A 22,660-nucleotide genomic window follows, 5' to 3' on the forward strand; every position below is an offset into this window, starting at 1 on the left:
ATGCCCCTACGCACCGACATGTTTCCGCCGCGACGGGGCGGCGACGGGGCCGGCTACTCGAAGAAGTCCTCGTCCACCTCGACGATCTGCACGGTGCGCTTGGCCTGCACACCGACTCCGTAGCGGATCATCAGCGCTGCCATGCGCCGCCCGTCGATGAGCACGACGCGGGTGGGGACGGACCCGGCATACTCGCGCGCGCCCTTGGAGTACGAGGCCGTGGTGATGAAGACGCCCTGGTTCGCCTGGTTGCCGTGCAGCGCGCCGACGAACGCCTGGATCTCAGGACGGCCAACCGTGCCGTCCAGCGCATACCGCTTGGCCTGCACGTAGATGCGGCTGAGACCGAGCGCGTCCTGGTCGACGATGCCGTCGATGCCGCCGTCGTTGGACAGTTGAGTGCGGGTGGCCGTGCCCTCGGCGCCGCCGTAGCCCATCGCCACGATGAGGTCGAGCACCGCCTGTTCGAAGAACGCCGGGTCGCTGGCGTGCAGGCGGGTGAGCAGGTCTGCGGCGACGTCGGCGTGAAGGCGCGCGACGCCGTCCTCGACCTGTTCGACCGGATCGAGTTGCGCCGGCGCCACTGGAGGCACCGCTGCTTCCCCTCCGCCCGTGCTCACTGAGGCTCCATTGGCTTCCGCGCTCGACCCGCCCTGCTCCATCGCTTTGAGCGCGTAGTACGTGTGAGGCGCGTTCGCATCGCCGGCGAGAACCCGCAGATCCTTCTCGGTGATGCCGTCGGGATGGTCGGCGAGCAGCTTCCGGCCGACGTCGGTGATCGCGTATGCGCCGCGCACGGGGCGCTCGACCGCACCGACGCGCGCGAGGTAGGACGTGGCCCAGCCGACACGGTTGTGCAGGCGGAGCTGACCGGAGGCGAGTGCCTCCATCCGCTCCTCGTCGGTGAGCCCGACGGCGTCGGCCACCCGTACGTACATGTCGCGCGCCCGCACCGTTTCACCGCCGACCAGCTCGCGGAGCACCGGCGCCATCGTCTCGTCCCACGTGGGCATCGCCATCAGAGCTCACCCCGGAACGCGCGGTACTGCAGCGAGGCGAACAATTCGTCGCCTGCAGCGAGAGCGCGTTCGACACGGTCCCTTATCCGAGTCACGCCTTTCACGTAATAGGCGAACTCTCTCTGAAAATCTATCGGAGGGTTATAGACTTCAAACTTCGCTACACGGTCCAAGCTCAAGTTTGGCTGACTCCCACCTTCGGCATAATTCCGCAATCGATCGTAGTTAAGCTTCAACTGGACGTCCATAAACGTTGAATCGAAAAAACCATTTGGCACAATTACGGCACAAGCTTGATTGACCGTTGCCTCAACGCCAAGTATTGCAGACCGGCCGCGAGTCGCGCCCTGCCCGTACATCGCAATAATTATCGAGCCAACCGGAAAGATTCGAAGGCGTGCAGACCGCACGCCAAGCTGTGATACCGATTCGGAAGTTTCAGTAATCTTGCCAGAAACCTCGCCAGTCTTGACCCAAGGAATTCCCCCGCCATAATTCTCGATAATCTTTCGCGATGGAGTCGATCCGGACTTCACTTCCGCGAACGCCCCAATCCGGACACGCGAGCACCCCCCGCTTTCAAACATGTCACGGAATACCGACTGCGTTAGCGCGTCGAGGTGATCGAGCATCAGGCGGCGCTTCGCGCGGATCGCATCGGCCTGGCCGAGGATCGCGGAGATGCGGCGCTGCTCGTCAAGGGGAGGGACCGGGATCTGAGTCTCTTTAAGAAACTTGAAGTGACGTGAATATCCGACGCTAGAAATCGGCCGTGAACGCAGATACCAGTAGACGAATTTCGCGTCGAAACTATCACGTGTCTGCAACACCTTGACACCATCGGCGCCCATCGCGAACGGAAAGTCCACGAACTTCAGGGCTCGGGTGTGATCGCCGAAGACGATGACAGGAGATTCAGCTTTGACCGCTGTTGTGGTGTCGTCGGTGTAACCCGCGACGAGTTGCTGGCCCTGATCGACTATTGCCAATGCGCCGGAGGGCTGAAACGCTGATTGTGGAATTTTGACATTTCCGGCCGAAACGTCCTGGACGGCATCGAAAAAGGGAACCCGCGCCATCTTCACCCGAGCATCCCCTTCAGCTCAGCGATACCCGTCGCGATCTCCTCGCCCAGCTCCTCGATCTCGGCGATGATCTCCAGCGGCGGGCGGTGTTCCTCCTCCTCGAAGACGATCTCCTTGTAGCGGTTGATCGACAGGTCGTAGCCCTGCGCCGCGATCTCGTCCTTGGGCACGCAGAACGACTGCTCCGTCCGCGCGCGCTCCCGCTCGCTGCCCGCGCGCTCCGCCCAGCGCGTCACAGCATCGGGCAGGTCGTTGTCGTCAATCGGGTTCCGCTTGTCGTCCAGCGAGAACCCGTCGGCGCGCACGTCGTAGAACCACACGTCGTCAGTGCCGCCCGAGTCGGTCTTGGTGAACAGCAGGATCGCCGTCGACACCCCCGCGTACGGCTTGAACACGCCGGAGGGCAGCTTCACCACCCCGTCGAGCTTCTGGTCCTCCACCAGCGCCTCGCGCAGCGCCTTATGCGCCTTGGTCGAGCCGAACAGCACCCCGTCGGGCACGATCACCGCCGCCCGCCCACCGGGCTTGAGCAGCTTGAGAAACAGGGCCAGGAACAGCAGCTCGGTTTTCTTCGTCTTCACCACGCGCTGCAGGTCCTTGGCGGTGGCCTCGTAGTCGAGCGAGCCGGCGAACGGCGGGTTCGCCAGGATCAGCGAATACCGCGAACCGTCCCCCGACGCCCCCTCGGAAAGAGAGTCGCGGTACTGGATATCCGGCGCTTCCACGCCGTGCAACAGCATGTTCATGCTGCCTATGCGCAGCATGGTGGAATCGAAGTCGAACCCGTGGAACATCGACCGGTGGAAGTGCGCCCTCTGCGTCGCGTTGGTCAGCGCGGAGGGGTGCTCGCTGCGGATGTGCTCCGACGCCGCCACCAGGAACCCCGCGGTGCCGCATGCCGGGTCGCAGATCTCGTCCTCTGGTCCCGGGGCCATCATCGCCACCATCGCCGCGATGATGTGCCGCGGCGTGCGGAACTGGCCGTTGGTGCCGGCCGAGGCGATCTTGCCGAGCATGTACTCGTACAGGTCCCCGTTGGTGTCACGGTCATCCATGGGGATGTCGTCGAGCATGTCGACGACCTTGCTCAGTAGCGCGGGCGTGGGGATGGTGAAGCGCACGTCCCGCATGTGCTCGGCCAGCGTGGAATCCTCCCCGCCCGCCTGCGCGCCGTACTGCTGCAGGAACGGGAACACCTCGCGCGAGACAGTGGCGTACATCGTCTCCGGGTCGTCATTGCGGAACCGGCTCCAGCGCAGGTGCTCCTGGCCGGGCAGGAACTTCGGATCCTCGATCCCCTTCCCGGTGACGCGTGCCTTGCGCTCGGCGAGCGTCTGCAACTCGTCCAGCCTGCGCAGGAACAGCAGGTTGGTGATCTGCTCGATCACCTCGAGGGGATTGGAGATGCCTCCCGACCAGAACGCATCCCACACGCGGTCGATCTTGCTCTTGAGCTGCCCTGTGATCACGCCGATCACCCTATCCCCGCCCACCGACGCATCCGGCGCTCACGCCCGGTGGCCCAGGGGATACCTCGACCAGAAGCCCGCGTCACCCCCGCGACCTCGTACGCTGCCCCCATGATCTGGTCAATGCTCGCAGCGTGCGCCGTCGTCGCGGCGGTGGCCGGCGCAGTCCTGCCCCGGCGCGCCCGGTTCACGCCGAAGGGGCTGCCGTGGTTCTGGCTTGTGTTCCCGGCGACCTGCCTCGTCGCCGCCTGGTGGGTGGGCGCGTCTATCGGCTGGGTCGGCAACCTCGGCGGCTCGGCGCGCTTCTTCTGGGACGCGTTCACGTCGGCGCCCGAGGGACAGCAGTTCCTCAGCAACGAGCAGTTCCAGCAGATGCAGGACCAGCGCCGGCTGCGACGGGTGCTGCCGGCGGCTGCGGCAGTGGGCGCGGTGCTGTCGGCGTGGGCCTGGCGCAAGCGCCGCGTGTGAGCCCGACGGCCAGGCACCCAGGTTGAGAACGGACGCTGGCCGGGATCCCCGCTCAGTGCGTCGATTCCTCCGACTGCGCATCGGCGTCGGCGGCCGGCCGCTTGCGCGCCTGGAACCGCTGCATGAGCTTGTCCACGATGAAGCCCACGACCACGGCGACGCAGATCGAGATGACCGCTCCCAGCAGCGGCTGCGACTCGAACCAGCTGCCGACGAAGTGCCCCATCAGCGCCGAGTACGACGCCCAGATGAGCCCGGCGACGACGGTCAGCGGGAAGAACACGCGCCGCGGGTATCCGGTGGCCCCGGCGGTGATGTTCACGGCGATGCGCCCCACCGGGATGAAGCGCGCCGTCACGATGATCACCGGCCCGCGCTCGTCCAGCGCGCGACGGGCCCAGGCGAAGGCCGCGGCCGTCTTCGGTTTGCGCATCCACGCCCACCGATCGGTGCCGACTAGCTTGCCGATGGAGTAGGCGATGTTGTCGCCGATCACCGCACCCAGGGCCGCCACCGGGATCACCGCCCACAGGTACGGCTCGCCGGTGGCCCCGCCCAGCGACCCGAGGGTGACGAGCACCGTCTCGCTGGGCACCGGCGGGAAGAAGCCGTCGATGATGCACACCGAGAACAACAGCGGATAGAGCCACAGCGCGTCCGACTCACTGATGATGAAGTCGTTGATCGAATCCAACAAGCGCGGGCCCCTTCACGCCGATGCGGGCGAGTGTCATCTCACCTTACCCAGCCGCGGGACCGGCCCTGCACACCGAACCACCGCGATCACGCCCCCTGCAGCACCACCTCGGCGAGGCTGCGCACCTGGTCCTCGTCGCGGCAGGTCACGAGCATCGTGGTGACGCCCGCCGCCTCCCACCGGGCCACCTCGCGGCGCACGTGCTCCGCGTTCCCGATGATCATGGTCTCGTCGATCATCTCGTCGGGGATCGCGGCCGCGGCCTCGTCCTTGCGCCCGGACCGGAACAGCGCCGTCACCTCGTCGACCACCGCGCCGTAGCCCATCCGGCGGTAGACCTGCGCGTGGAAGTTGAGCTCGGGCGCGCCCATGCCGCCCACGTAGAGCGCCACCGTGGGCCGCACGCCGTCGCGCACCGCGCCCGGGTCGTCGGTGACGGTGATCTGGCACGTGGCCGCGATCTCGAAGTCCTCCCGGCTGCGCCGCGCGCCCGGCCGGGCGAACCCCTCGTCCAGCCACTCGTCGTACATCGGCGCCAGGCGCGGCGAGTAGTAGATGGCCAGCCACCCGTCCGCGATCTCAGCCGTCTGGGCCACGTTCTTGGGACCCTCGGCGCCCAGCCAGATCGGCACGTCGGCGCGCAGCGGGTGGGTGATGGGCTTGAGCGGCTTGCCCAGACCCGTCGCCGCCTCCCCCGCGTACGGGAGCGGGTAGTGCGTGCCGTCCTGCGTCACTGGCGCCTCGCGCGCCAGCACGTCCCGGATAACCTGCACGTATTCGCGCGTGCGGGCGAGAGGCTTGGCGAAGGGCTGCCCGTACCATCCCTCCACCACCTGGGGCCCGGAAACGCCGAGCCCCAGGATGAACCGGCCCCCGGTGAGGTGGTCCATGGTGAGTGCGGCCATCGCGGCGGCGGTCGGCGTGCGCGCGGAGAGCTGCGCCACCGACGTGCCGAGCCGCAGCCGACGGGTGTTCGACCCCCACCACGCGAGCGGCGTCAGCGCGTCGGATCCCCAGGACTCGGCGGTGAACGCCGAGTCGAATCCGCACTCCTCCGCGACGGCGAGCAGCGTGGCGACGCCCTCCGGCGGCCGCGCGCCCCAGTACCCCAGTTGCAGGCCGAGCTTCATGTGCGATCCCCTCTCCACCTGGTTTCAGTCAATCTGTCAAAAACCCTTGCCCCACAAACAGGAACGTGTTCTACTTCACCATGTGAGCACGCAAACCTCTATTGTGGCAATGCCTATCCCCGATCTCGAGCCGCTGAGTGCGCCGATCGAGCTGCAGTTCGATTACACACGCTCCGTCGGACCGGTGATCGGCCGATTCCTCGGAGCCCTAGCCCGCCGGCGCATAGTCGGCGTCCGCGGCTCCGACGGCCGGGTGCATGTGCCCCCCGTCGAGTTCGACCCGGACACCGCCGATCCGCTCGAGGATTTCGTCGAAGTTGGCCGGTCCGGCCAGGTCGTCACCTGGTCGTGGGTGGCAGACCCGGTGGACGGCAATCCGCTGACCGAGCCGTTCGCCTTCGCTCTCATCCGCCTCGACGGCGCCGACACCGCCATGGTGCACGCGGTCAAGGTCGACGGACCCGCTCAGATGTCCACCGGCATGCGCGTCCGCGCCGTGTGGGCGGAGACCACGACGGCCGCCATCGGGGACATCGTCCATTTCGTGCCGGAGACCGGCGCGGACGCCGGAAACGGCACGGATCCGGAGCCGCTCGCCGGCGCGGCGCTCACCGCGTTCCTCGACCAGGACCCGCTGCAGATCCTCGTCACCCCGTTCGAGATGACGGTGCAGCACTCGGCCTCGGTGGAGGAGAGCAGCTACCTGCGCGCCATCGCCGAGGGCCGCGTGGTGGGACAGCGGTGCCCCGAGACCGGCAAGGTGTACGTGCCGCCGCGCGGCGCGAGCCCCACCCACGGCGTGCCCACCAACGAGGAGGTCGAGGTGTCCGACACGGGCACCGTGACGACCTTCTGCATCGTCAACGTGCCGTTCATCGGGCAGAAGATCAAGCCCCCCTACGTGGGCGCCTACATCCTCCTCGACGGCGCGGACATCCCGCTGCTGCACCTGGTCCTGGGCTGCGACCCGTCCGAGGTGCGCATGGGCATGCGCGTGCGGGCGGTGTGGAAACCGCGCGAGGAATGGGTCCCGTCGACGGGCAACATCGAGCACTTCGCGCCCACCGGTGAGCCCGACGCGCCGTACGAGTACTACGCCGAGCACCTGTGAACGGGGAGCACGCACACATGACATCACCGCAGACCGCCGCCCGGCCGGGCGCGCTGACACCCGAGACCGTCACCGACGACGACGTCGCCGTGGTCGGCTTCTGCCAGTCGCCGTCGGTGCGCCGCAGCTACAGCACCACCAACGGCACCGAGATGCTGGTGCCGATCTTCCAGCAGCTCTACAAGGACCTGGGCATCACCCGCCGCGACATCGGCTTCTGGTGCTCCGGCTCGTCGGACTACATGTCCGGCCGCGCGTTCTCGTTCATCTCCTCGGTGGACGCGATCGGCGCCGTGCCGCCCATCGACGAGTCCCACGTGGAGATGGACGGCGCGTGGGCCATGTACGAGGCCTACGTCAAGCTCAAGACCGGGGAGACCGACACCGCCCTGGCCTACGGCTTCGGCAAGTCGTCCGCCGGGAACCTGCGCCGCACCCTGGCCCTGCAGACCGACCCGTACGTGGTCGCACCGCTGTGGCCGGATTCGCTCGCCCTCGCCGGCATGCAGGCCCGCCTGTGCCTCGACGCCGGTCTGTGGGACGAGGCGGCGATGGCCGAGGTGGCGGCGCGTTCGCGGCGCGACGCGGCAGGCAACCCGGCGGCGCAGTTCTCCGGATTCCGCGGCGCGGACGGCAACGTCGCGAAAGACGTCACCGCCGAGCAGCTCCTGGCGCAGCCGATGCTCGCCGACCCGCTGCGGCGGCACGACATCGCCCCGGTCACCGACGGCGCGGCGGCCATCATCCTGGCCAGCGGGCGCAGGGCCTTCGAGCTGTGCGACAACCCCGCGTGGATCACCGGATTCGAGCACATCATCGACTCGGCCGAGCTGGGCGGGCGCGACCTGACGACCGCACCGTCCGCCGCCACGGCGGGCGAGCACGCGACAGGCGGCGACACCGCGGGCATCACGGTGGCCGAGCTGCACGCGCCGTTCACCCACCAGGAGCTGATCCTGCGTTCCGCCCTGGGCCTCACGGGTTCGGCAGACACGATCGCGATCAACCCGTCCGGCGGCCCGCTCACCGGCAACCCGATGTTCGCGGCCGGTCTGCAGCGCATCGGCAACGCCGCACGGACCGTGATCGACGGCGGCGCCGAGCGTGCACTGGGGCACGCCACCAGCGGACCGCTGCTGCAGCAGAACCTCGTGTGCGTCCTCGACGGACGACGCTGACCAGCCAGGAGGAGAACCACACCATGAGTAAAAACCTGGCCGCAGTGCTCGGCACCGGGCAGACCAAGTACGTCGCCAAGCGCCACGACGTGACGATGGGGGCGCTGTGCCGCGAGGCCATCGACCGCGCGCTGGCCGACGCCTCCGTCACCCTCGACGAGATCGACGCCATCGTCATCGGCAAGGCCCCCGACCTGTTCGAGGGCGTCATGATGCCGGAACTTCCCACCGCCGACGCGCTCGGTGCCGTGGGCAAACCGCTCTTCCGCGTGCACACCGCCGGATCCGTCGGCGGGTCCACGTCCATCGTCGGCGCCAAGATGGTGCAGTCCGGGATCCACCGCAGGGTCCTGGTGGTGGCGTGGGAGAAGCAGTCCGAGTCCAACGCGATGTGGGCGCTGTCGATCCCCATCCCGTTCAACAAGCCCGTCGGCGCCGGCGCGGGCGGGTACTTCGCCCCGCACGTGCGCTCCTACATCCGCGAATCCGGCGCCCCCGAGCACGTCGGGGCAATCGTGGCCGCGAAGGACCGGCGCAACGGCGCGCTCAATCCGCTCGCCCACCTGCACCAGCCGGACATGACGGTCGAATCCGTGCAGAAGTCGCAGATGCTGTGGGATCCGATCCGCTACGACGAGACCTGCCCGTCCTCCGACGGAGCCTGCGCGATGGTGATCGGCGACGAGGCGAGCGCCGACGCGTCCGCCGCGGCGGGACGCCCCGTCGCCTGGATCCACGCCACCGCGATGCGCACCGAGCCCACATGGTTCTCCGGGCGCAACCAGGTCTCGCCGCAGGCAGGGCGGGACGCGGCGGCAGCGCTGTGGAAGCAGGCGGGCATCACGAACCCCCTCGAGGAGATCGACGCGGCGGAGATCTACGTGCCGTTCTCCTGGTTCGAGCCGATGTGGTTGGAGAACCTCGGGTTCGCCGAGGAGGGCCAGGGTTGGAAGCTCACCGAATCGGGTGCGACGGCGCTCGACGGCAAGCTGCCCGTCAACGCGTCCGGCGGCGTGCTCTCGTCCAACCCGATCGGGGCATCGGGCATGATCCGGTTCGCCGAGGCCGCCATCCAGGTCACCGGCAAGGGCGGCTCCCACCAGGTACAGGGCGCGCACAAGGCGCTCGGCCACGCCTACGGCGGCGGATCCCAGTACTTCTCGATGTGGGTGGTGGGCGACGCGAAGCCCACCGGAAAGACAGCGGCATGAACACAACGGACACCCCTGAAGCCGGCGGCCCCGCTGCCGCAGAGAACGAACACCCTGCCCGCACGGCGTCGCGGCGGTCGATGGCGGCCGTGCGCGCCAAGGACAAGCAGGCCTGGCTGGGCATCTTCGCCGACGACGGGTGGGTGGAGGACCCCGTCGGCAAGTCGGGCTTCGATCCCGAGGGCGCCGGACATCACGGCCGGGAGGCCATCGGCCGCTTCTGGGACATGGCCATCGCCAAGACCGACTCGATCGAGTTCCTCATCGACGACTCGGTGGCATGCGGCGACGAGGTAGCCAACATCGGGCGCATCCGCACCACGATGGGCGGCCACGTGATCGACGCGGAGGGCGTGTTCATCTACCGCGTCGACGGCGCCGGCGACCTGCAGTCGCTGCGCGCGTTCTGGGAGCTCGACCGCGCGATGAAGACGGCGCGCCCGGCCGAATAGCCGTCGCGCGGCCCCAGGCCCCAACCCCATACGCACCCCATACGCCACTGCGCGTTCGGTGGACTTCTGGTCGTTTTCCGGTGGGAATCCGGCCGGAAGTCCACCGAACGCGTCCACGGACGAGCGGCTGTCAGCCGGCGGAACCGGTGCCCATCGCCGCCCCGGCCGCCTGGTCCCCCGCGCTCCCGCCGTCCCCCGCGCTCCCGCTGCCGGTGTCGCTCCCGGCGTCGGTGTTCCCGCCACCGTCCGGCCCGCCGAGCCACCTCGGCCGCACCACCCGGATCCGCAGCACCCGCTCGGTGGTGCGCGCCTCGTCGAGGTCCTTCTGCCGGCCGGCGAGCAGCATCGGCAGGGTCACGATGCCCAGCACCCGCTGCGGCCGCTCCCGGTCGACCACCGGCATCCTGGTCACCTCGTGCTCGGTCATGCTCATCGCCGCCGACCGCAGGGTCTCTTCCGGGTAGGTGACGATGGGCGTGACCGCCAGCTCCGAGAGCAGCTCATCCGACTCGCCCCGGTACGCCGCGTTCTCCAGCATGCCGGAGGTGACCACGCCGACCAGGTTGTCGCGCCCGTCGACCACCGGGTAGAGCATCTGGCGCCGGTCCGCGCGGGTCGCCGGATCGTTGCCGGAGATCGTGGCGGAGGCGTCGTCGACGGTGATGTCGTGGGCGAAGCTCACGATGGTGCTGTTCATGACCTCCCCGACGAAGAGGATCTCGAGGGGGTCCACGTCGTATTCGCGGGAGACGTGGAATCCGCGGCGGGCGATCTTCTCGGTGAGCACCGAGCGTTTGAGCGTGAGCACCGACACCGCATAAGCCGCCGTCGCCCCGATGACCAGCGGCAGCAGCGCGTCGAAGCGGTGGGTGAGCTCGGCGGCGAACACCACACCGGTGATCGGCGAGCGCATCACGCCGCCGACCACCCCGGCCAGCGCCACCAGCGCCCAGAACCCGGGCCCCACGTCCGGAAACACCTGGGCTTCCAGTGCACCCAGCGCGCCGCCGATCATGAACATCGGCGCCAGGACGCCGCCGGAGGTCCCTGAACCGAGCGACAGCGACCAGATGAGGGTCTTGACGACGAGGATCCCTACGACGAGGCTCAGGCCGATGGAACCGTCGAGTTCCGCGCCGATCACGTCGTACCCCACGCCCAGCGCCTGGGGTACGAACAGCCCGCCGACGCCGATGATCACGCCGCCGATCGCCGGCCACCACATCCAGTGCACGGGCAGTTTGCGGAACAGGTCCTCCGAGGCGTAAACGAGCGTCGTCGCCACCACCGCCAGCAGGCCCGAGACCACGCCGGTGACCGCGCACAGCACCCAGGCCACCGCGCTCATGTGGAACTCCCCGGTGCTGGGGAACAGTGGGCCGGTCCCCAGGATCACGTGACGCAGAAGCGTCGCGACGGTGACCGCGGCGACCACTGGGATGAAGCTGCGCGGGCGCCATTCGAACAGCAGCAGTTCGACAGCCAGGATGATGGCGGCGAACGGCGTGTTGAACGTGGCTGCCATACCCGCCGCCGAGCCGGCGACCAGCAGCGTCTTGCGTTCGTCGGCGGTGAGCTGCAGGAATTGGGCCAGCAGCGATCCCAGCGCGCCGCCGGTCATGATGATGGGCCCCTCGGCTCCGAACGGCCCACCCGTGCCGATGGCCACTGCTGAGGAGGTGGGCTTGAGCACGGCCACACGCGGTTGGATCTTGCTGCCGCCCAGCAGGATCGACTCGATCGCCTCCGGCATGCCGTGGCCGCGGATCTTCTCCGAACCGTACCGTGCCATCAGGCCTACGATGAGTCCGCCGGCCACCGGCGCCCCGATGATGAGGAAGGGGCTGTGGTCACCTGCGCCCGGAGCCACCAGCTCCGTGGCGACGCGCTGGTAGAACACCAGGTTGGTGATGAGCCCGATCAGCTTGAGCAGCACCCACGCCGCGCAGGCGCCCAGCAGTCCGACCGGCACCGCCAGCGCGGTGATCAGCAGGATCCGGCGATGCGCCGTGAAGTCCGCGAGATGTCGCAAATCGCGCGGCGGTTGCCCCCGGCCTGCCACGTTACCTCCAGCCTCCACGCTCCCGTCCGGCGTGGAATTCAGTGATCGAACGGGAGAAGCCTAGTCCTGCCGCACCGACCGCCCGACCTTCCCCCCGTCCGGCGGCTCCACCGGCGCGCCGAGGAACGGCATCACCGCGGCGTCGAACCGGGCCTTCCGGTCCCGGTGGATGCTGTGCCCGCACGGCACCCCACACACGTCCATCCCCGGCAGCGCCCGCGCCATCTCGGCCAGCAGAGCCGGGTCGACCATGCTGCCGGGGCGGGTGCCCCGCAGGAACAGCACCGGCACGCCGCGCAGCGCGGGCAGCGCGGCCCACCACCCGGGGTTGGGCGCCCGGAACTGGGTCATCGCCGGCTCCGTCAGCCCCCGGTCGAAGGCCACGAGGCCGCGGGGACTGCGGACCATCGCGCCCAGCGCATGCCACAGCTCGGCGGGCCTGGGACGGTGCGCGGGCACCTGCGGCGCGGGATCGCCGGCGCGCAGCGGCATCGGCATCTCCTCGAGCACGAGCCTGCGCGCCAGGCCCGGCCGGCGCTGGGCCATCAGCGTCGCGGTGAGCGCGCCCAGCGAATGCCCGACGATGTCGACGCGCCGGAGCCCCAGGTGGTCGCACACCCCGATGACGTCCTGCGCGATGTCGACGAATCGGTACGACGACGCCCGCGCGCTGCGCCCGTGGCCGCGCAGGTCCACCGTGAGCACGTCGCGCCCGGCGGACCGGACGGTGCGGGCCGCCGCGTCCCACGTCCGGCCATCGCCACCCATCCCGTGGATGAACAGCACCGGATCCGCACTCGGAGACGTTCCGGACCGGGTGCGGCGGTACGCGATCTCGACACCCGCCGGCGCGACCGTGAGTACGGGCGCGCTCATGCCGTGCGCGCGTACGCCGAATGCCCCGCGCCGCCCCCGCCGGCGGCCGCTGCGCCGCGGCCCGCCCGGCGCCGCGACGAACGCAGGTCCCGCAGCGCGGTGCGCAGGCCCCTGCGGCGCCCCGTCAGCGGGCTGATCGTGGAGACCATGGGCGCGGTGAACCGCCGCTCCGACCCCGTCTCCGGGGCGTCGTCCGCAGTGCCCCGCAGATACCGGTCCGGCACCGAGAGCTTGACGATGGTCCGCAGGGTCAGCAGATACTGCTTGGCCAGCGGACCGGTGGTGTAGGGCAGGTCGTACTTGTCGCAGACGGCCCGCACCCGCTCGGCGATCTCCGCGTAGCGGTTGCTGGGCAGGTCGGGATACAGGTGGTGTTCGATCTGGTAGCACAGGTTGCCGGACATGAACGCCAGTACCGGGCCCGCGTCGAAGTTGGCGGTGCCGAGCATCTGACGCAGATACCACTCGCCGCGCGTCTCGTCGGCGATGTCGTCGGGATGGAACTTCTCTGCGCCGTCCGGAAAGTGCCCGCAGAAGATGACCAGGTAGGCCCAGAGGTTGCGCAGCACGTTCGCAGCGGCGTTCGCCGCGAGGGTGCGCCGCCAGCGCGGGCCGCTCAGCGACGGCAGCAGGACGTAGTCCTTGACCACCTGGCGGCGGATCTTGCGGCCGAAGGCGCGGAGCTGGGACTGAGTGTGCGCACGCTCCTCCGGGGTGCCGCGGAGCCTGCCCAGCTTGATGTCGTGCATGCCGATCCCCCACTCGAAACCGATCGCCAGCAGTAGGTTCTGCACCGGCTGGATCAGGTAGATGGGGCGCCACTGCTGATCCCGGGACACGCGCATGATGCCGAAGCCGATGTCGTCATCCATGCCCAGGACGTTGGTGTACTTGTGGTGCAAATAGTTGTGGTAGTGCTTCCACTGGGCGGAGACGCAAGCCATGTCCCACTCCCAGGTGGTGGAGTGGATCTCCGGCTCGTTCATCCAGTCCCACTGGCCGTGGCTGACGTTGTGGCCCAGCTCCATGTTCTCGATGCTCTTGGCAACCCCGAGCCCCAGCACCCCCAGATACAGCCCGGGCCGCGTCCGTGCGCCGACGATCACGGCACGCGCCGCGACTTCGAGGACTCGCTGGCCGAGGATGGTGCGCCGCACGTAGCGGGCATCCCGGACGCCGCGCGCGCGTTCGACGTCCTCACGGATCCCGTCCAACTCTATGCGCAGGCTCTCGATGTCGTCGGCCGTGAGATGGGCGTAGACGCCGACGTCTGTGATCGCCATGCTTGTCACCTGCAATTCTCGTTGACGAGCGGCTCGCCCCCGGTACCTCCCGCCCCGTACCGGGAACGATCCGCCTCCCAGGTCTGCTACACCCGCTCCGACGGCCTGTGCGGCACCGGCCCCCGGTCATGACGGCCCGGTCAGAGGTCGAGCGTGCAGTCGCCGGCCGCGGTGCTGATGCACGTCTGAATCCGGCTCCCTTCCTCATGGACCTTACCGTTGCGTAGATCTCTCACGGCACCGGCCTCGAGCGGCACCACACAGGTCTGGCAGATGCCCATCCGGCAGCCGAACGGCATCTGGACGCCCGACTTCTCCCCGGCTTCGAGCAGCGTTGTCGCGCCGTCGATCTCCAGGCTATTTCCGGACCGGGCGAAGGTCACGGTGCCGCCGTCGCCGTCCTGCCCGGTACGGTCCACCGCGAACCGCTCCAGGTGCAGGTTGTCCTCGAGCCCCGCCACCCGCCACCGCTCCTCCGCGGCCGCCAGCATCCCGGCCGGACCGCAGGCCCATGCCTGACGCTCGCGCCAGTCCGGGCACAACTCGTCCAGCCGGGCAAGGTCGAACTGGCCCATCGAACGCGTGAGCTGCAGGTGCAACTGCAGCCCCTCGTGCGCGTCCGCCAACGCGGCCAACTCCCCGCGGAACATCGCGGAGTCCTCGGTGGGAGCGGAATGGATGTGGACGATGTCGGGCACGCGCCCACGGCGGTCCATGGTGCGCAGCATCGACATGATCGGCGTGACGCCGCTGCCCGCGGTGACGAAGAGCATCCGGTCCGGCAGCGGCTCCGGCAGCGCGAAGTTCCCCTGCGGCGCGGCCAACCGGACCACGGTGCCGGGCTCCACGCCGCCGACGATGTGCGAGGACAGGAATCCTTCCGGCATGGCCTTGACGGTGATCGTGATGAGCCGGGCGCCGACGACGGGGCTCGACGTCAGCGAGTACGAGCGCCAGTGCCAGCGACCGTCCACGAGCAGCCCGATACCGATGTACTGCCCGGGGCGGTAGTCGAAGCGGAAGCCCCAGCCCGGCTTGATCACCAGGGTGGCCGAGTCGGCCGTCTCGGGACGGACCTCGACAATCCGCCCCCGCAGCTCGCGAGCCGACCAGAGTGGGTTGACCAGGTGCAGGTAGTCGTCCGGCAGCAGCGGCGTCGTCACACGCGCGACCGCACCGCGCAGCATGTTCCTCCGCGGTGACCCGGTGGTCGCAACGTCCTTGGCCGGCTCCTCCAGCCATTGCCGCATCTGCGCGACCCTGTGTCCCAGCTCGAATCCCACAGCCCGTCCCCTCGTCCCGCAATCCGTCTCGTCCGGCAATCCACTCCGCCACGTAACCTACGCTACCGTAGGTTACCGCATGCGCGGCGCCAGGGAAACGCGCCTTCCGACGGACCGGGCCGCCCCCGCCGGCGCCGGTCCATGAAGTCCGACCGCACCGTCACATGAGTTCGAGGAGGAACGGCAACTCCTGGGTGGCGTACCAGGCCAGGGAATGGTCCTCCGCGTCGCCCAGCGCGAACTCCGCGTCCTCGTCACCGAGATCCGCCGCGTCCACCACTTCCGCCGCACGCCGGACGTCTTCCTCCGCATCCTCGAGATCGACGTGCACGGACGCGACCTGCTTGAGCGTGATCGGCTCGTGCACGCGCGCGACCGCCGCGTCGAGGTCCGGACGGTGCTCGGCCGCGGCGACATCCGCGCTGACGACGACCCTGCGCGTCCGGGCGCCGGGCTGCGCCGACAGCAGACGCAGCGAGGCCCGCGCCGCCTCCGCCATCGCCACCTCGGCGAGCTCGTCGTCGCCGTCCGCCGTGTACGCCTCGCGCAGCGCCGGCGTGACCGTGAACACCGTCCCGCTCAGCGGCATGAACAGCCTGTCCTGGGAAAGCTGTTCCAGCATCGGCACGGTCATCGGGACGTATACCCGCATCTGCACACTCCATCCGGTCGGTTGTCACAGCGATTCGAGCAGTTCATCGACGGCCTCGCGGACAAGCGCCGGGAACACGTCCACGTCCGGCACCGCGTCGCGCTCCACGTCGAATCCGAAGAACAGCATCCCGTCGTACGACGTGATGCCGATGCTCAACGCCTGGCCGGGCACCAGCGGCAGCACCGGGTACATTTCCCGCATCCGCGCCCCCGCGAAGTACATCGGCGTCTGCGGCCCCGGCGCGTTGGCCACGACCAGGTGGAACGCCCGCCGGGAAATCGAGCCCGTCACCCTCGACCCCATCGCGTGCAGCGTAGGCGGCGTGAAGCCCGACAGGCGCATGAGGTTGCGCGCGGCCACCGCGCGTGCCGCGCCGGGCCGCGCGGTCATGGCGTGCGAGATCTGCGAGAGCCGCACGATGGCGTTGGGCTCGCCCACCGGCAGGTCCACCAACGCCAGCTCCACCGTGGTCTCGCCGTATGTGGGCCCCACGGGATACGTGTCCGACGACGGCTCCTTGACGCCCACCGCGGGCGGGGAGCCCGGCGCCGCGCGGTCGCCCGGGTACACCGACAGCGGCACGAGGGCGCGGACCGTGGTGGACGCCGCCACCGGGTGTCCGCGTGAGACGAGCCAGCTGCGCAGGACGCCGGCGACGGCGGCCAACGCCACGTCGTTGATCGTCCCGCCGAAGCGGGAACGCACCTTCTTGAAGTGCGCGAGCTCGGCCTGTGCCACACAGAATCTCCGGGTGGCCGACCGGCCGCCGCTGAGCGGATCGACAGTGCCGTTCGTGGTGGCGCCCCGCACTATCGACGCGACGTCCGCGACGGTCCTGCCCACCTTTCCGGCGACGTCGGCCACGTCGCCGAAGGCGTACTTGATCAAGTCCACCCCGGACGCCGGACGCGAGACCACGCCCGCGAGGCCCTCGACCATCACGCCCAGCCGCCCCGGCTCCGGACGCGGCATCCAGAGGTCCTCCCGCGGCAGCGGCGGCTCGGGTGAGTCGTCGAGGATCACCTGCCAGATGTCGAGGGCACCGCCGCGCGGATCGACCATGGCGCGGTGCGACTTGGTGAACACCGCGAACCGGTCGCCTTCGATCCCCTCGATGACGTAGAGCTCCCATAGCGGGCGGCCCAGATCGAGCGGGCGGGAGACCAGGCGGGCCAGCAGATCGTTGAGCTGGTCCCGGGTGCCCGGACGCGGCAACGCCGAACGCCGCACGTGATAAGTGATGTCGAAATCGGCGTCGTCCACCCATACCGGGCGCATGAAACCGCCGGCGACCTCGCGGACACGCTGCCGATACCGCGGGACGCGCTGCAGCTGCTGCTCGACCTTCTCCAGTACCTGCTCGTACCCCAGACGGGCGTCCGCGCGGTCGAACACCGCCATCGTGCACAGATGCGACGGGACCGCCGCCTCCTCCATGTAGAAGAACGCGGCGTCCTGACTGCTGAGGCGTGTGACCATCTGCGCGTTTCCCCACCTTTGCTCAGGCAGCCCGCGTACACGTGCTTTCGACGTGCCCACCCCCGGTGGTGGCCGCAGACACATTCTGCCATGATGGTTTTCGTCCGCGCCTCCCCCGCGGACTCGACAAGAACACACCCACGGGACGGGCCGGTCGGCGCGCCCCGGGTCGAGTCAGGGGGGCACATGCCAAGCTGCGCGCACAAAATCACCGTCGACGACACGCCCGCGGAAGCACCGCCCGGCGGCGCTGCTACGACACCCGCTGCCCGGCGCGCAGTCGCACTTCCCCCGGTGGCGGCGCCGACGGAAACCCCCCGGCACGCGAGCCTGCACAACCCGCCGTTCGTCGAGTACGGCGCCGTGCCCGTTCTCGATTCGACGATGCGCTACCTTTCCCGCCCGCCGAACCGGCCGGTCCCGGCGGCCGACGTCCCGCCGACCGCGACGGCCCAGGCGCCGTCGTCGGCACAGGACGTCTCCTCGAACAGGGCCACCGCGCCGGTGCGCACCCGCGCACCGGGCACCCGGGACGCGGCCGCCGTCGAGGTCCGCCGCAGAGTCGAGGTGACGCTGCGGCTGGTGCTCGAGGTCCTGGACCTGCGGCGCCGGCCGGAGCACCTGGAGGGGTTCGTCGACGCGTCGGTGCTCGGCATGGTCCGGAAGCTCGCCCGCACGTCCCCGCCGGGGCGGCAGCTGGGAAGCGCCGTGCTGCGCCGCATCCACATCACCTCGGCCGGCGCCGGGGCCGCCGAGATCTGCGCCACCTACGTCCGCGGCCGCCGCACGCTGGCGATCGCCGGGCGCTTCGAGCGCAAACGCGGCGCCTGGGTCTGCACCGCTCTGCACCTCGCGTAGCGGCCGGCGCCGCCGTACGCCGGCGGGGTGCTCACGACCGGCGCGCGGCAGACCGGCTCAACGGCGGGACTTCTTGGACTTGGCGCCCTTCGCCTTCTTCTTGGCCTGTGCGCGTTCTTCGGCCCGGCGCTCGCGACGGCTCGCGGGTTGGGCTCCGCCGGCCGGCTTCGCACGCTGGACCTCGGCGTCGCCGGACTCCGAGGGGCCCGAGTAGCTCAACGCCTGGGCCTGCTCATCGCCCAGCCCCTTGGCGCGGACCGTCGGTTCCTTCGCCTGCGCTGCCCTGGCGGGCTCCTTGTGCGCACCGGACCCGTCGTCCGCACCGGCCTCCCCGGCCACACCGGTTTCCCCGTCTGCACCTGCCCCTCCGGCCGCGCCCGCGCCCGCGGCCGCCGGGACCGCCGCCGGCGCCCCGGCGGCCTGGCCTGCGGCGACCGAAGCCGACTGCGTCGGCTCCACCGAGACGTTGAACAGGAAGCCGACGGACTCCTCCTTGAGCCCCTCGAGCATCCCGCCGAACATGTCGAAGCCCTCGCGCTGGTACTCGACGAGAGGGTCGCGCTGCGCCATGGCGCGCAGGCCGATGCCCTCCTTCAAGTAGTCCATCTCGTAGAGGTGCTCGCGCCACTTGCGGTCCAGCACCTGCAGCAGCACGCTGCGTTCGATCTGCCGCATGGCGCCCTCGCCGCCCATCGCTTCGATCTCGGCCTCGCGGTTCTTGTACGCGTTCCGCGCGTCGGTCAGCAGCGCGTCCTTGAGCTCCTTGGCCGTCAGGTCGTCACGCTCACCGGCGGTGGCCTCGCCGGTGAGGTCCTTGTGGTCGATGCCCACCGGGTACAGGGATTTCAGCGCCGCCCACAGCGCGTCCAGGTCCCAGTCCTCGACGTATCCGTCGGCGGTGGCCCCGTCCGCGTAGGCCGACACCACGTCGCTGATCATGTGCTCGATCTGCCCCTCGAGGTCCTCTCCTTCGAGGATGCGGCGGCGCTCCTCGTAGATCACCGTGCGCTGCTGATTCATGACCTCGTCGTACTTGAGGACGTTCTTGCGCATCTCGAAGTTCTGTTGTTCGACCTGCGTCTGCGCCGTCTGCACCGCCTTGGCCACCATGCTCGAGTCCAACGGCATGTCCTCGGGCATGTTCAGCCGGGTCATGATCGATTCGACGGCCGCGCTGTTGAAGCGCCGCATCAGCTCGTCACCGAGCGACAGGTAGAACCGCGACTCGCCGGGGTCGCCCTGACGGCCCGAGCGACCGCGAAGCTGGTTGTCGATACGCCGCGACTCGTGGCGCTCCGTGCCGAGCACGTAGAGACCGCCCGCTTCCTTGACCTTCTCCGCCTCCCCGCGGACGTCGTCCTTCACGCGGACGATCGCGTCGTCCCAGGCCTTCTCGTAGTCCTCAGGGGATTCGACCGGGTCCAGGCCCGTCGCACGGATTTCAAGGTCGGCGATGATGTCCGGGTTGCCTCCCAGGACGATGTCGGTGCCGCGGCCGGCCATGTTGGTGGCCACGGTGATGGCCCCCTTGCGCCCGGCCTGGGCGATGATCGTGGCCTCCTGCTCATGGTGCTTGGCGTTGAGGACGTTGTGCGGCACGCCGCGCTTGGTGAGTTCCTTGGACAGGTACTCGGACCGCTCCACGCTGGTGGTGCCGATGAGCACCGGCTGGCCCTTGTCGTGCCGCTCGGCGATGTCGTCGACGACAGCGTCGAACTTGGCGATCTCGGTCTTGTAGATCAGGTCGCGCTCGTCCGCGCGGATCATCGGCTTGTTGGTGGGGATCGGGATGACGCCGAGCTTGTAGATCTCGTGCAGCTCGGCGGCCTCGGTCTCGGCGGTGCCGGTCATCCCCGCGAGCTTGTCGTAGAGGCGGAAGTAGTTCTGCAGTGTGATCGTGGCCAGCGTCTGGTTCTCGGCCTTGATCTCGACGCCTTCCTTCGCCTCGATCGCCTGGTGCATGCCCTCGTTGTAGCGGCGGCCGTGCAGCACGCGGCCCGTGAACTCGTCGACGATGATGACCTCACCGTTACGCACGATGTAGTCCTTGTCGCGCGTGTAGAGCTCCTTGGCCTTGATCGCATTGTTGAGATAGCTCACCAGCGGCGAGTTCGCAGCCTCGTAGAGATTCTCGATGCCCAGCTGGTCCTCGACGAACTCGACGCCGGCCTCGTGCACGCCCACCGTGCGCTTCTTGATGTCGATCTCGTAGTGCTCGTCGAGCGTGAGCAGCGGGGCGATGCGTGCGAACTCGGTGTACCAGTTGGACGAGCCGTCCGCGGGGCCGGAGATGATCAGCGGCGTGCGGGCCTCGTCGATGAGGATCGAATCGACCTCGTCGACGATGGCGTACGCGTGCCCGCGCTGCACCAGGTCGTCGAGGTTGTGCGTCATGTTGTCGCGCAGGTAGTCGAACCCGAACTCGTTGTTGGTCCCGTAGGTGATGTCGGCCCCGTATGCGGCGCGTCGCTGCTCCGGGGTGAGCCCGCTGAGGATCGAGCCCACCTCGAGCCCCAGGAAGTGGTGCACCCGGCCCATCCACTCCGCGTCGCGCTTGGCCAGGTAGTCGTTGACCGTGACCACGTGCACGCCCTTGCCGGAGATGGCGTTGAGGTACGCAGGGAGCACGCAGGTGAGCGTCTTGCCCTCACCGGTCTTCATTTCGGCGATGTTGCCGAAGTGCAGGGCCGCACCGCCCATGATCTGCACCGGGTAGTGCTTCTGCCCCAGGACGCGGAACGAGGCCTCGCGCGCCACGGAGAACGCCTCCGGAAGCAGGTCGTCCAGCGACTCGCCTTGCTCGAAGCGCTTCTTGAACTCGTCGGTCTTCGCCCGCAGCTGCGCGTCCGTGAGGCCCTCGTAGTCCCCCTCCAGCGCCATGATGTGGTCTGCGACCTTCTTGAGTTGCTTGACCTTGCGGCCTTCGCCGATACGCAGCAGTTTCGACAGCACGGGCGTTCGTTTCCTCAATCCTGTGTGAGCTCATGTCCCGGGGCGGCCCGCGGCGGTCCGCGGTCCAGGTTCCCGGCCGGTCGACGCGCAAACGCCGGTTCCGGCCGGGGCGCAAACGCCCCGACCGGAACCATGGTATGCGCAACCGGGCCGGTTCAGGCGAGCCGGATCAATCCGTAGTCGAATGCGTGGCGCCGATAGACGACGGACGGCCTGTCGGTGGCGGCATCCTGGAACAGGTAGAAATCGTGTCCCACCAGTTCCATCTCGTAGAGGGCGTCGTCGACCGACATGGGCGTGGACGAGTGCTCCTTGGTGCGGACGATCTGGCCCGGACCCACCGGGTAGTCGTCCTCCTCGAGCGAGCCCGGGGGGATGCCGAAGTCCGCGTTGCGGGCCAGTTCCGCCGTTGCGCTGGCCACCGACATCGGCGTCTTCTCGCCGTAGCTGACCGTGCGGCGGTCCTTCGATTTGCGCAGGCGGCTCTCGAGCTTGTCGATGGCGGATTCGAGTGCCGCATAGAAGCTGTCGCCGCGTGCCTCGGCGCGCACCACCGGCCCCTTCCCCCGCGCGGTGATCTCGACGCGGCTGGCGGACTTGGACTGCCGACGGTTGCGCTCGTGCTGGAGTTCGACGTCGAAGAGCTGGACCTTCAGATCGAAGCGCTCGAGACGGGCGAGCTTGTCCGCCACATGCACCCGGAAGTGGTCGGGGACCGTGACGTTGCGCCCCTTGATGACGAGGTCCGCGGACAGGCCGCCCTCCTCGGACGCGTCGCGTTCATCGGGCAAGTACTCCATGGCTGCTTCTGAACCGGTGGACACGTCTTACCTCCCAGCTTCGGCTGCCGCTCGGTGTGGCAGCGGCAGCAGCTTCACGGACCGGACGACCCAGCGTGCCCCGCGCGTGCGCCTCGCGCGGTGCCCGTCCACGCCCACCCCTGGGATGGTGCGCGTCCGCGACGGATACGCGGAGCCTGCTGCGTCGACAACCCGCATGGACTTACCGTGCACCAGCGTTTTCACCCGGTGCTACCTGCGACGCTATCGCTCCGCGGCCGGTTGTGCCACACCTTTCGGCACACCCGCGCGCCGGTCTTCGCGGTCGTTCACGCGTGCCCCAGGACGAGCACCGCACGCACCCTGATACCGACGTTCGCAAGCACCCGCACGGACTCCGCGGCGGTGGCCCCGGTCGTGACGACGTCGTCGACGAACACGACCGCGGGCACGCGCGGCGCTGCGTCGGGCGGGCCGCCTCCCGGCGCCCCTGCCAAGCGCTCGACGGCGCCCCGCCGCACCGTCACGCGACCCGCCAGATTCCGCTGCCGGGCGGCCGCACCGAGGCCCACCGAATCGCGTGCGCCCGTGCGCAACCGCAGCGCCCGCACCG

19 protein-coding genes and 1 pseudogene are annotated in these 22,660 nt (G+C 69.2%); 6 read left to right on the forward strand and 14 right to left on the reverse strand.

Annotated elements, in window-relative coordinates; all coding sequences use genetic code 11:
- Positions 1-53: 53 nt before the first annotated feature.
- Genes JJ683_RS01285 through JJ683_RS01295 form a run of 3 tightly spaced genes read right to left on the reverse strand, consistent with a single transcriptional unit; the run spans position 54 to position 3,573 of the window.
- On the reverse strand, positions 54-1,019 hold the full coding sequence (locus JJ683_RS01285; RefSeq protein WP_242474280.1) for a restriction endonuclease: 966 nt from the start codon (positions 1,017-1,019) through the stop codon (positions 54-56).
- Entirely contained in the window at positions 1,019-2,098 is a 1,080-nt protein-coding gene (locus JJ683_RS01290) for a restriction endonuclease subunit S (protein ID WP_242474306.1), read from the reverse strand. The genes JJ683_RS01285 and JJ683_RS01290 overlap by 1 nt, the downstream gene beginning before the upstream one ends.
- Before the next feature lie 2 nt (positions 2,099-2,100).
- On the reverse strand, positions 2,101-3,573 hold the full coding sequence (locus tag JJ683_RS01295; RefSeq protein ID WP_200170847.1) for a type I restriction-modification system subunit M: 1,473 nt from the start codon (positions 3,571-3,573) through the stop codon (positions 2,101-2,103).
- 111 nt (positions 3,574-3,684) lie between these two features.
- Between JJ683_RS01295 and JJ683_RS01300 the strand changes: the two genes are divergently transcribed.
- Entirely contained in the window at positions 3,685-4,041 is a 357-nt protein-coding gene (locus tag JJ683_RS01300; protein WP_200170848.1) for an amino acid permease, read from the forward strand.
- Between the two features lie 52 nt (positions 4,042-4,093).
- Here JJ683_RS01300 and JJ683_RS01305 read toward each other — a convergent pair whose 3' ends face one another.
- Together JJ683_RS01305 and JJ683_RS01310 are read right to left on the reverse strand one after the other, a co-directional pair.
- Positions 4,094-4,738 (reverse strand): DedA family protein, encoded by a 645-nt coding sequence (locus JJ683_RS01305; protein WP_242474281.1) that lies wholly within the window; start codon positions 4,736-4,738, stop codon positions 4,094-4,096.
- An 86-nt stretch (positions 4,739-4,824) separates the two neighbouring features.
- Positions 4,825-5,868 carry an LLM class F420-dependent oxidoreductase gene (locus JJ683_RS01310; protein WP_200170849.1) on the reverse strand — a complete coding sequence of 348 codons (1,044 nt, stop codon included), beginning with the start codon at positions 5,866-5,868 and terminating at the stop codon, positions 4,825-4,827.
- A 109-nt stretch (positions 5,869-5,977) separates the two neighbouring features.
- On the opposite strand from JJ683_RS01310, the gene JJ683_RS01315 reads away from it, so the two are divergent.
- From JJ683_RS01315 to JJ683_RS01330, 4 genes are read left to right on the forward strand one after another with little or no spacing between them, the layout of a single operon-like run.
- Positions 5,978-6,979 carry a Zn-ribbon domain-containing OB-fold protein gene (locus tag JJ683_RS01315; protein WP_200170850.1) on the forward strand — a complete coding sequence of 334 codons (1,002 nt, stop codon included), beginning with the start codon at positions 5,978-5,980 and terminating at the stop codon, positions 6,977-6,979.
- A gap of 17 nt (positions 6,980-6,996) precedes the next feature.
- Entirely contained in the window at positions 6,997-8,157 is a 1,161-nt protein-coding gene (locus JJ683_RS01320) for a thiolase family protein (RefSeq protein ID WP_200170851.1), read from the forward strand.
- 23 nt (positions 8,158-8,180) lie between these two features.
- The gene (locus JJ683_RS01325; RefSeq protein ID WP_200170852.1) at positions 8,181-9,368 is read left to right on the forward strand and encodes a thiolase family protein; all 1,188 of its coding nucleotides are present in this window, start codon (positions 8,181-8,183) and stop codon (positions 9,366-9,368) included.
- On the forward strand, positions 9,365-9,820 hold the full coding sequence (locus JJ683_RS01330) for a nuclear transport factor 2 family protein (protein WP_200170853.1): 456 nt from the start codon (positions 9,365-9,367) through the stop codon (positions 9,818-9,820). The genes JJ683_RS01325 and JJ683_RS01330 overlap by 4 nt, the downstream gene beginning before the upstream one ends.
- A gap of 130 nt (positions 9,821-9,950) precedes the next feature.
- Here JJ683_RS01330 and JJ683_RS01335 read toward each other — a convergent pair whose 3' ends face one another.
- The 6 genes from JJ683_RS01335 to JJ683_RS01360 all read right to left on the reverse strand — a co-directional run bounded on the left by JJ683_RS01335 (position 9,951) and on the right by JJ683_RS01360 (position 17,458).
- The gene (locus tag JJ683_RS01335) at positions 9,951-11,882 is read right to left on the reverse strand and encodes a chloride channel protein (protein WP_200170854.1); all 1,932 of its coding nucleotides are present in this window, start codon (positions 11,880-11,882) and stop codon (positions 9,951-9,953) included.
- Positions 11,883-11,942: 60 nt separating this feature from the next.
- Complete coding sequence (locus tag JJ683_RS01340) at positions 11,943-12,758, reverse strand: alpha/beta fold hydrolase (protein WP_200170855.1); 816 nt, start codon at positions 12,756-12,758, stop codon at positions 11,943-11,945.
- Positions 12,755-14,041: a fatty acid desaturase family protein gene (locus tag JJ683_RS01345; protein ID WP_200170856.1), complete on the reverse strand. Its 1,287-nt coding sequence runs from the start codon at positions 14,039-14,041 to the stop codon at positions 12,755-12,757. Before JJ683_RS01345 ends, JJ683_RS01340 begins: the two co-directional genes overlap by 4 nt.
- Positions 14,042-14,181: 140 nt before the next feature.
- Positions 14,182-15,291 (reverse strand): ferredoxin reductase, encoded by a 1,110-nt coding sequence (locus tag JJ683_RS01350; protein ID WP_200170898.1) that lies wholly within the window; start codon positions 15,289-15,291, stop codon positions 14,182-14,184.
- Between the two features lie 193 nt (positions 15,292-15,484).
- Positions 15,485-15,976: a DUF6912 family protein gene (locus JJ683_RS01355; RefSeq protein WP_200170857.1), complete on the reverse strand. Its 492-nt coding sequence runs from the start codon at positions 15,974-15,976 to the stop codon at positions 15,485-15,487.
- 24 nt (positions 15,977-16,000) lie between these two features.
- Positions 16,001-17,458, reverse strand: a complete 1,458-nt coding sequence (locus JJ683_RS01360) for a WS/DGAT/MGAT family O-acyltransferase (protein WP_200170858.1) — start codon at positions 17,456-17,458, stop codon at positions 16,001-16,003.
- Between the two features lie 294 nt (positions 17,459-17,752).
- On the opposite strand from JJ683_RS01360, the gene JJ683_RS01365 reads away from it, so the two are divergent.
- Positions 17,753-18,316, forward strand: coding sequence for an Rv3235 family protein (locus JJ683_RS01365; RefSeq protein ID WP_200170859.1), 564 nt, complete (start codon positions 17,753-17,755; stop codon positions 18,314-18,316).
- Between the two features lie 57 nt (positions 18,317-18,373).
- Here the strand turns inward: JJ683_RS01365 and secA are convergent, their stop codons facing one another.
- The 3 genes and pseudogenes from secA to JJ683_RS01380 form a co-directional block, all read right to left on the reverse strand.
- On the reverse strand, positions 18,374-21,268 hold the full coding sequence (gene secA, locus JJ683_RS01370; protein ID WP_200170860.1) for a preprotein translocase subunit SecA: 2,895 nt from the start codon (positions 21,266-21,268) through the stop codon (positions 18,374-18,376).
- 155 nt (positions 21,269-21,423) lie between these two features.
- Complete coding sequence (gene hpf, locus JJ683_RS01375; protein ID WP_200170899.1) at positions 21,424-22,068, reverse strand: ribosome hibernation-promoting factor, HPF/YfiA family; 645 nt, start codon at positions 22,066-22,068, stop codon at positions 21,424-21,426.
- Positions 22,069-22,376: 308 nt separating this feature from the next.
- Positions 22,377-22,660: pseudogene (locus JJ683_RS01380) on the reverse strand (hypothetical protein); the annotation flags it as partial.

It is taken from the genome of Tomitella cavernea, from assembly GCF_016599145.1.
Classification (GTDB): Bacteria; Actinomycetota; Actinomycetes; order Mycobacteriales; family Mycobacteriaceae; genus Tomitella; species Tomitella cavernae.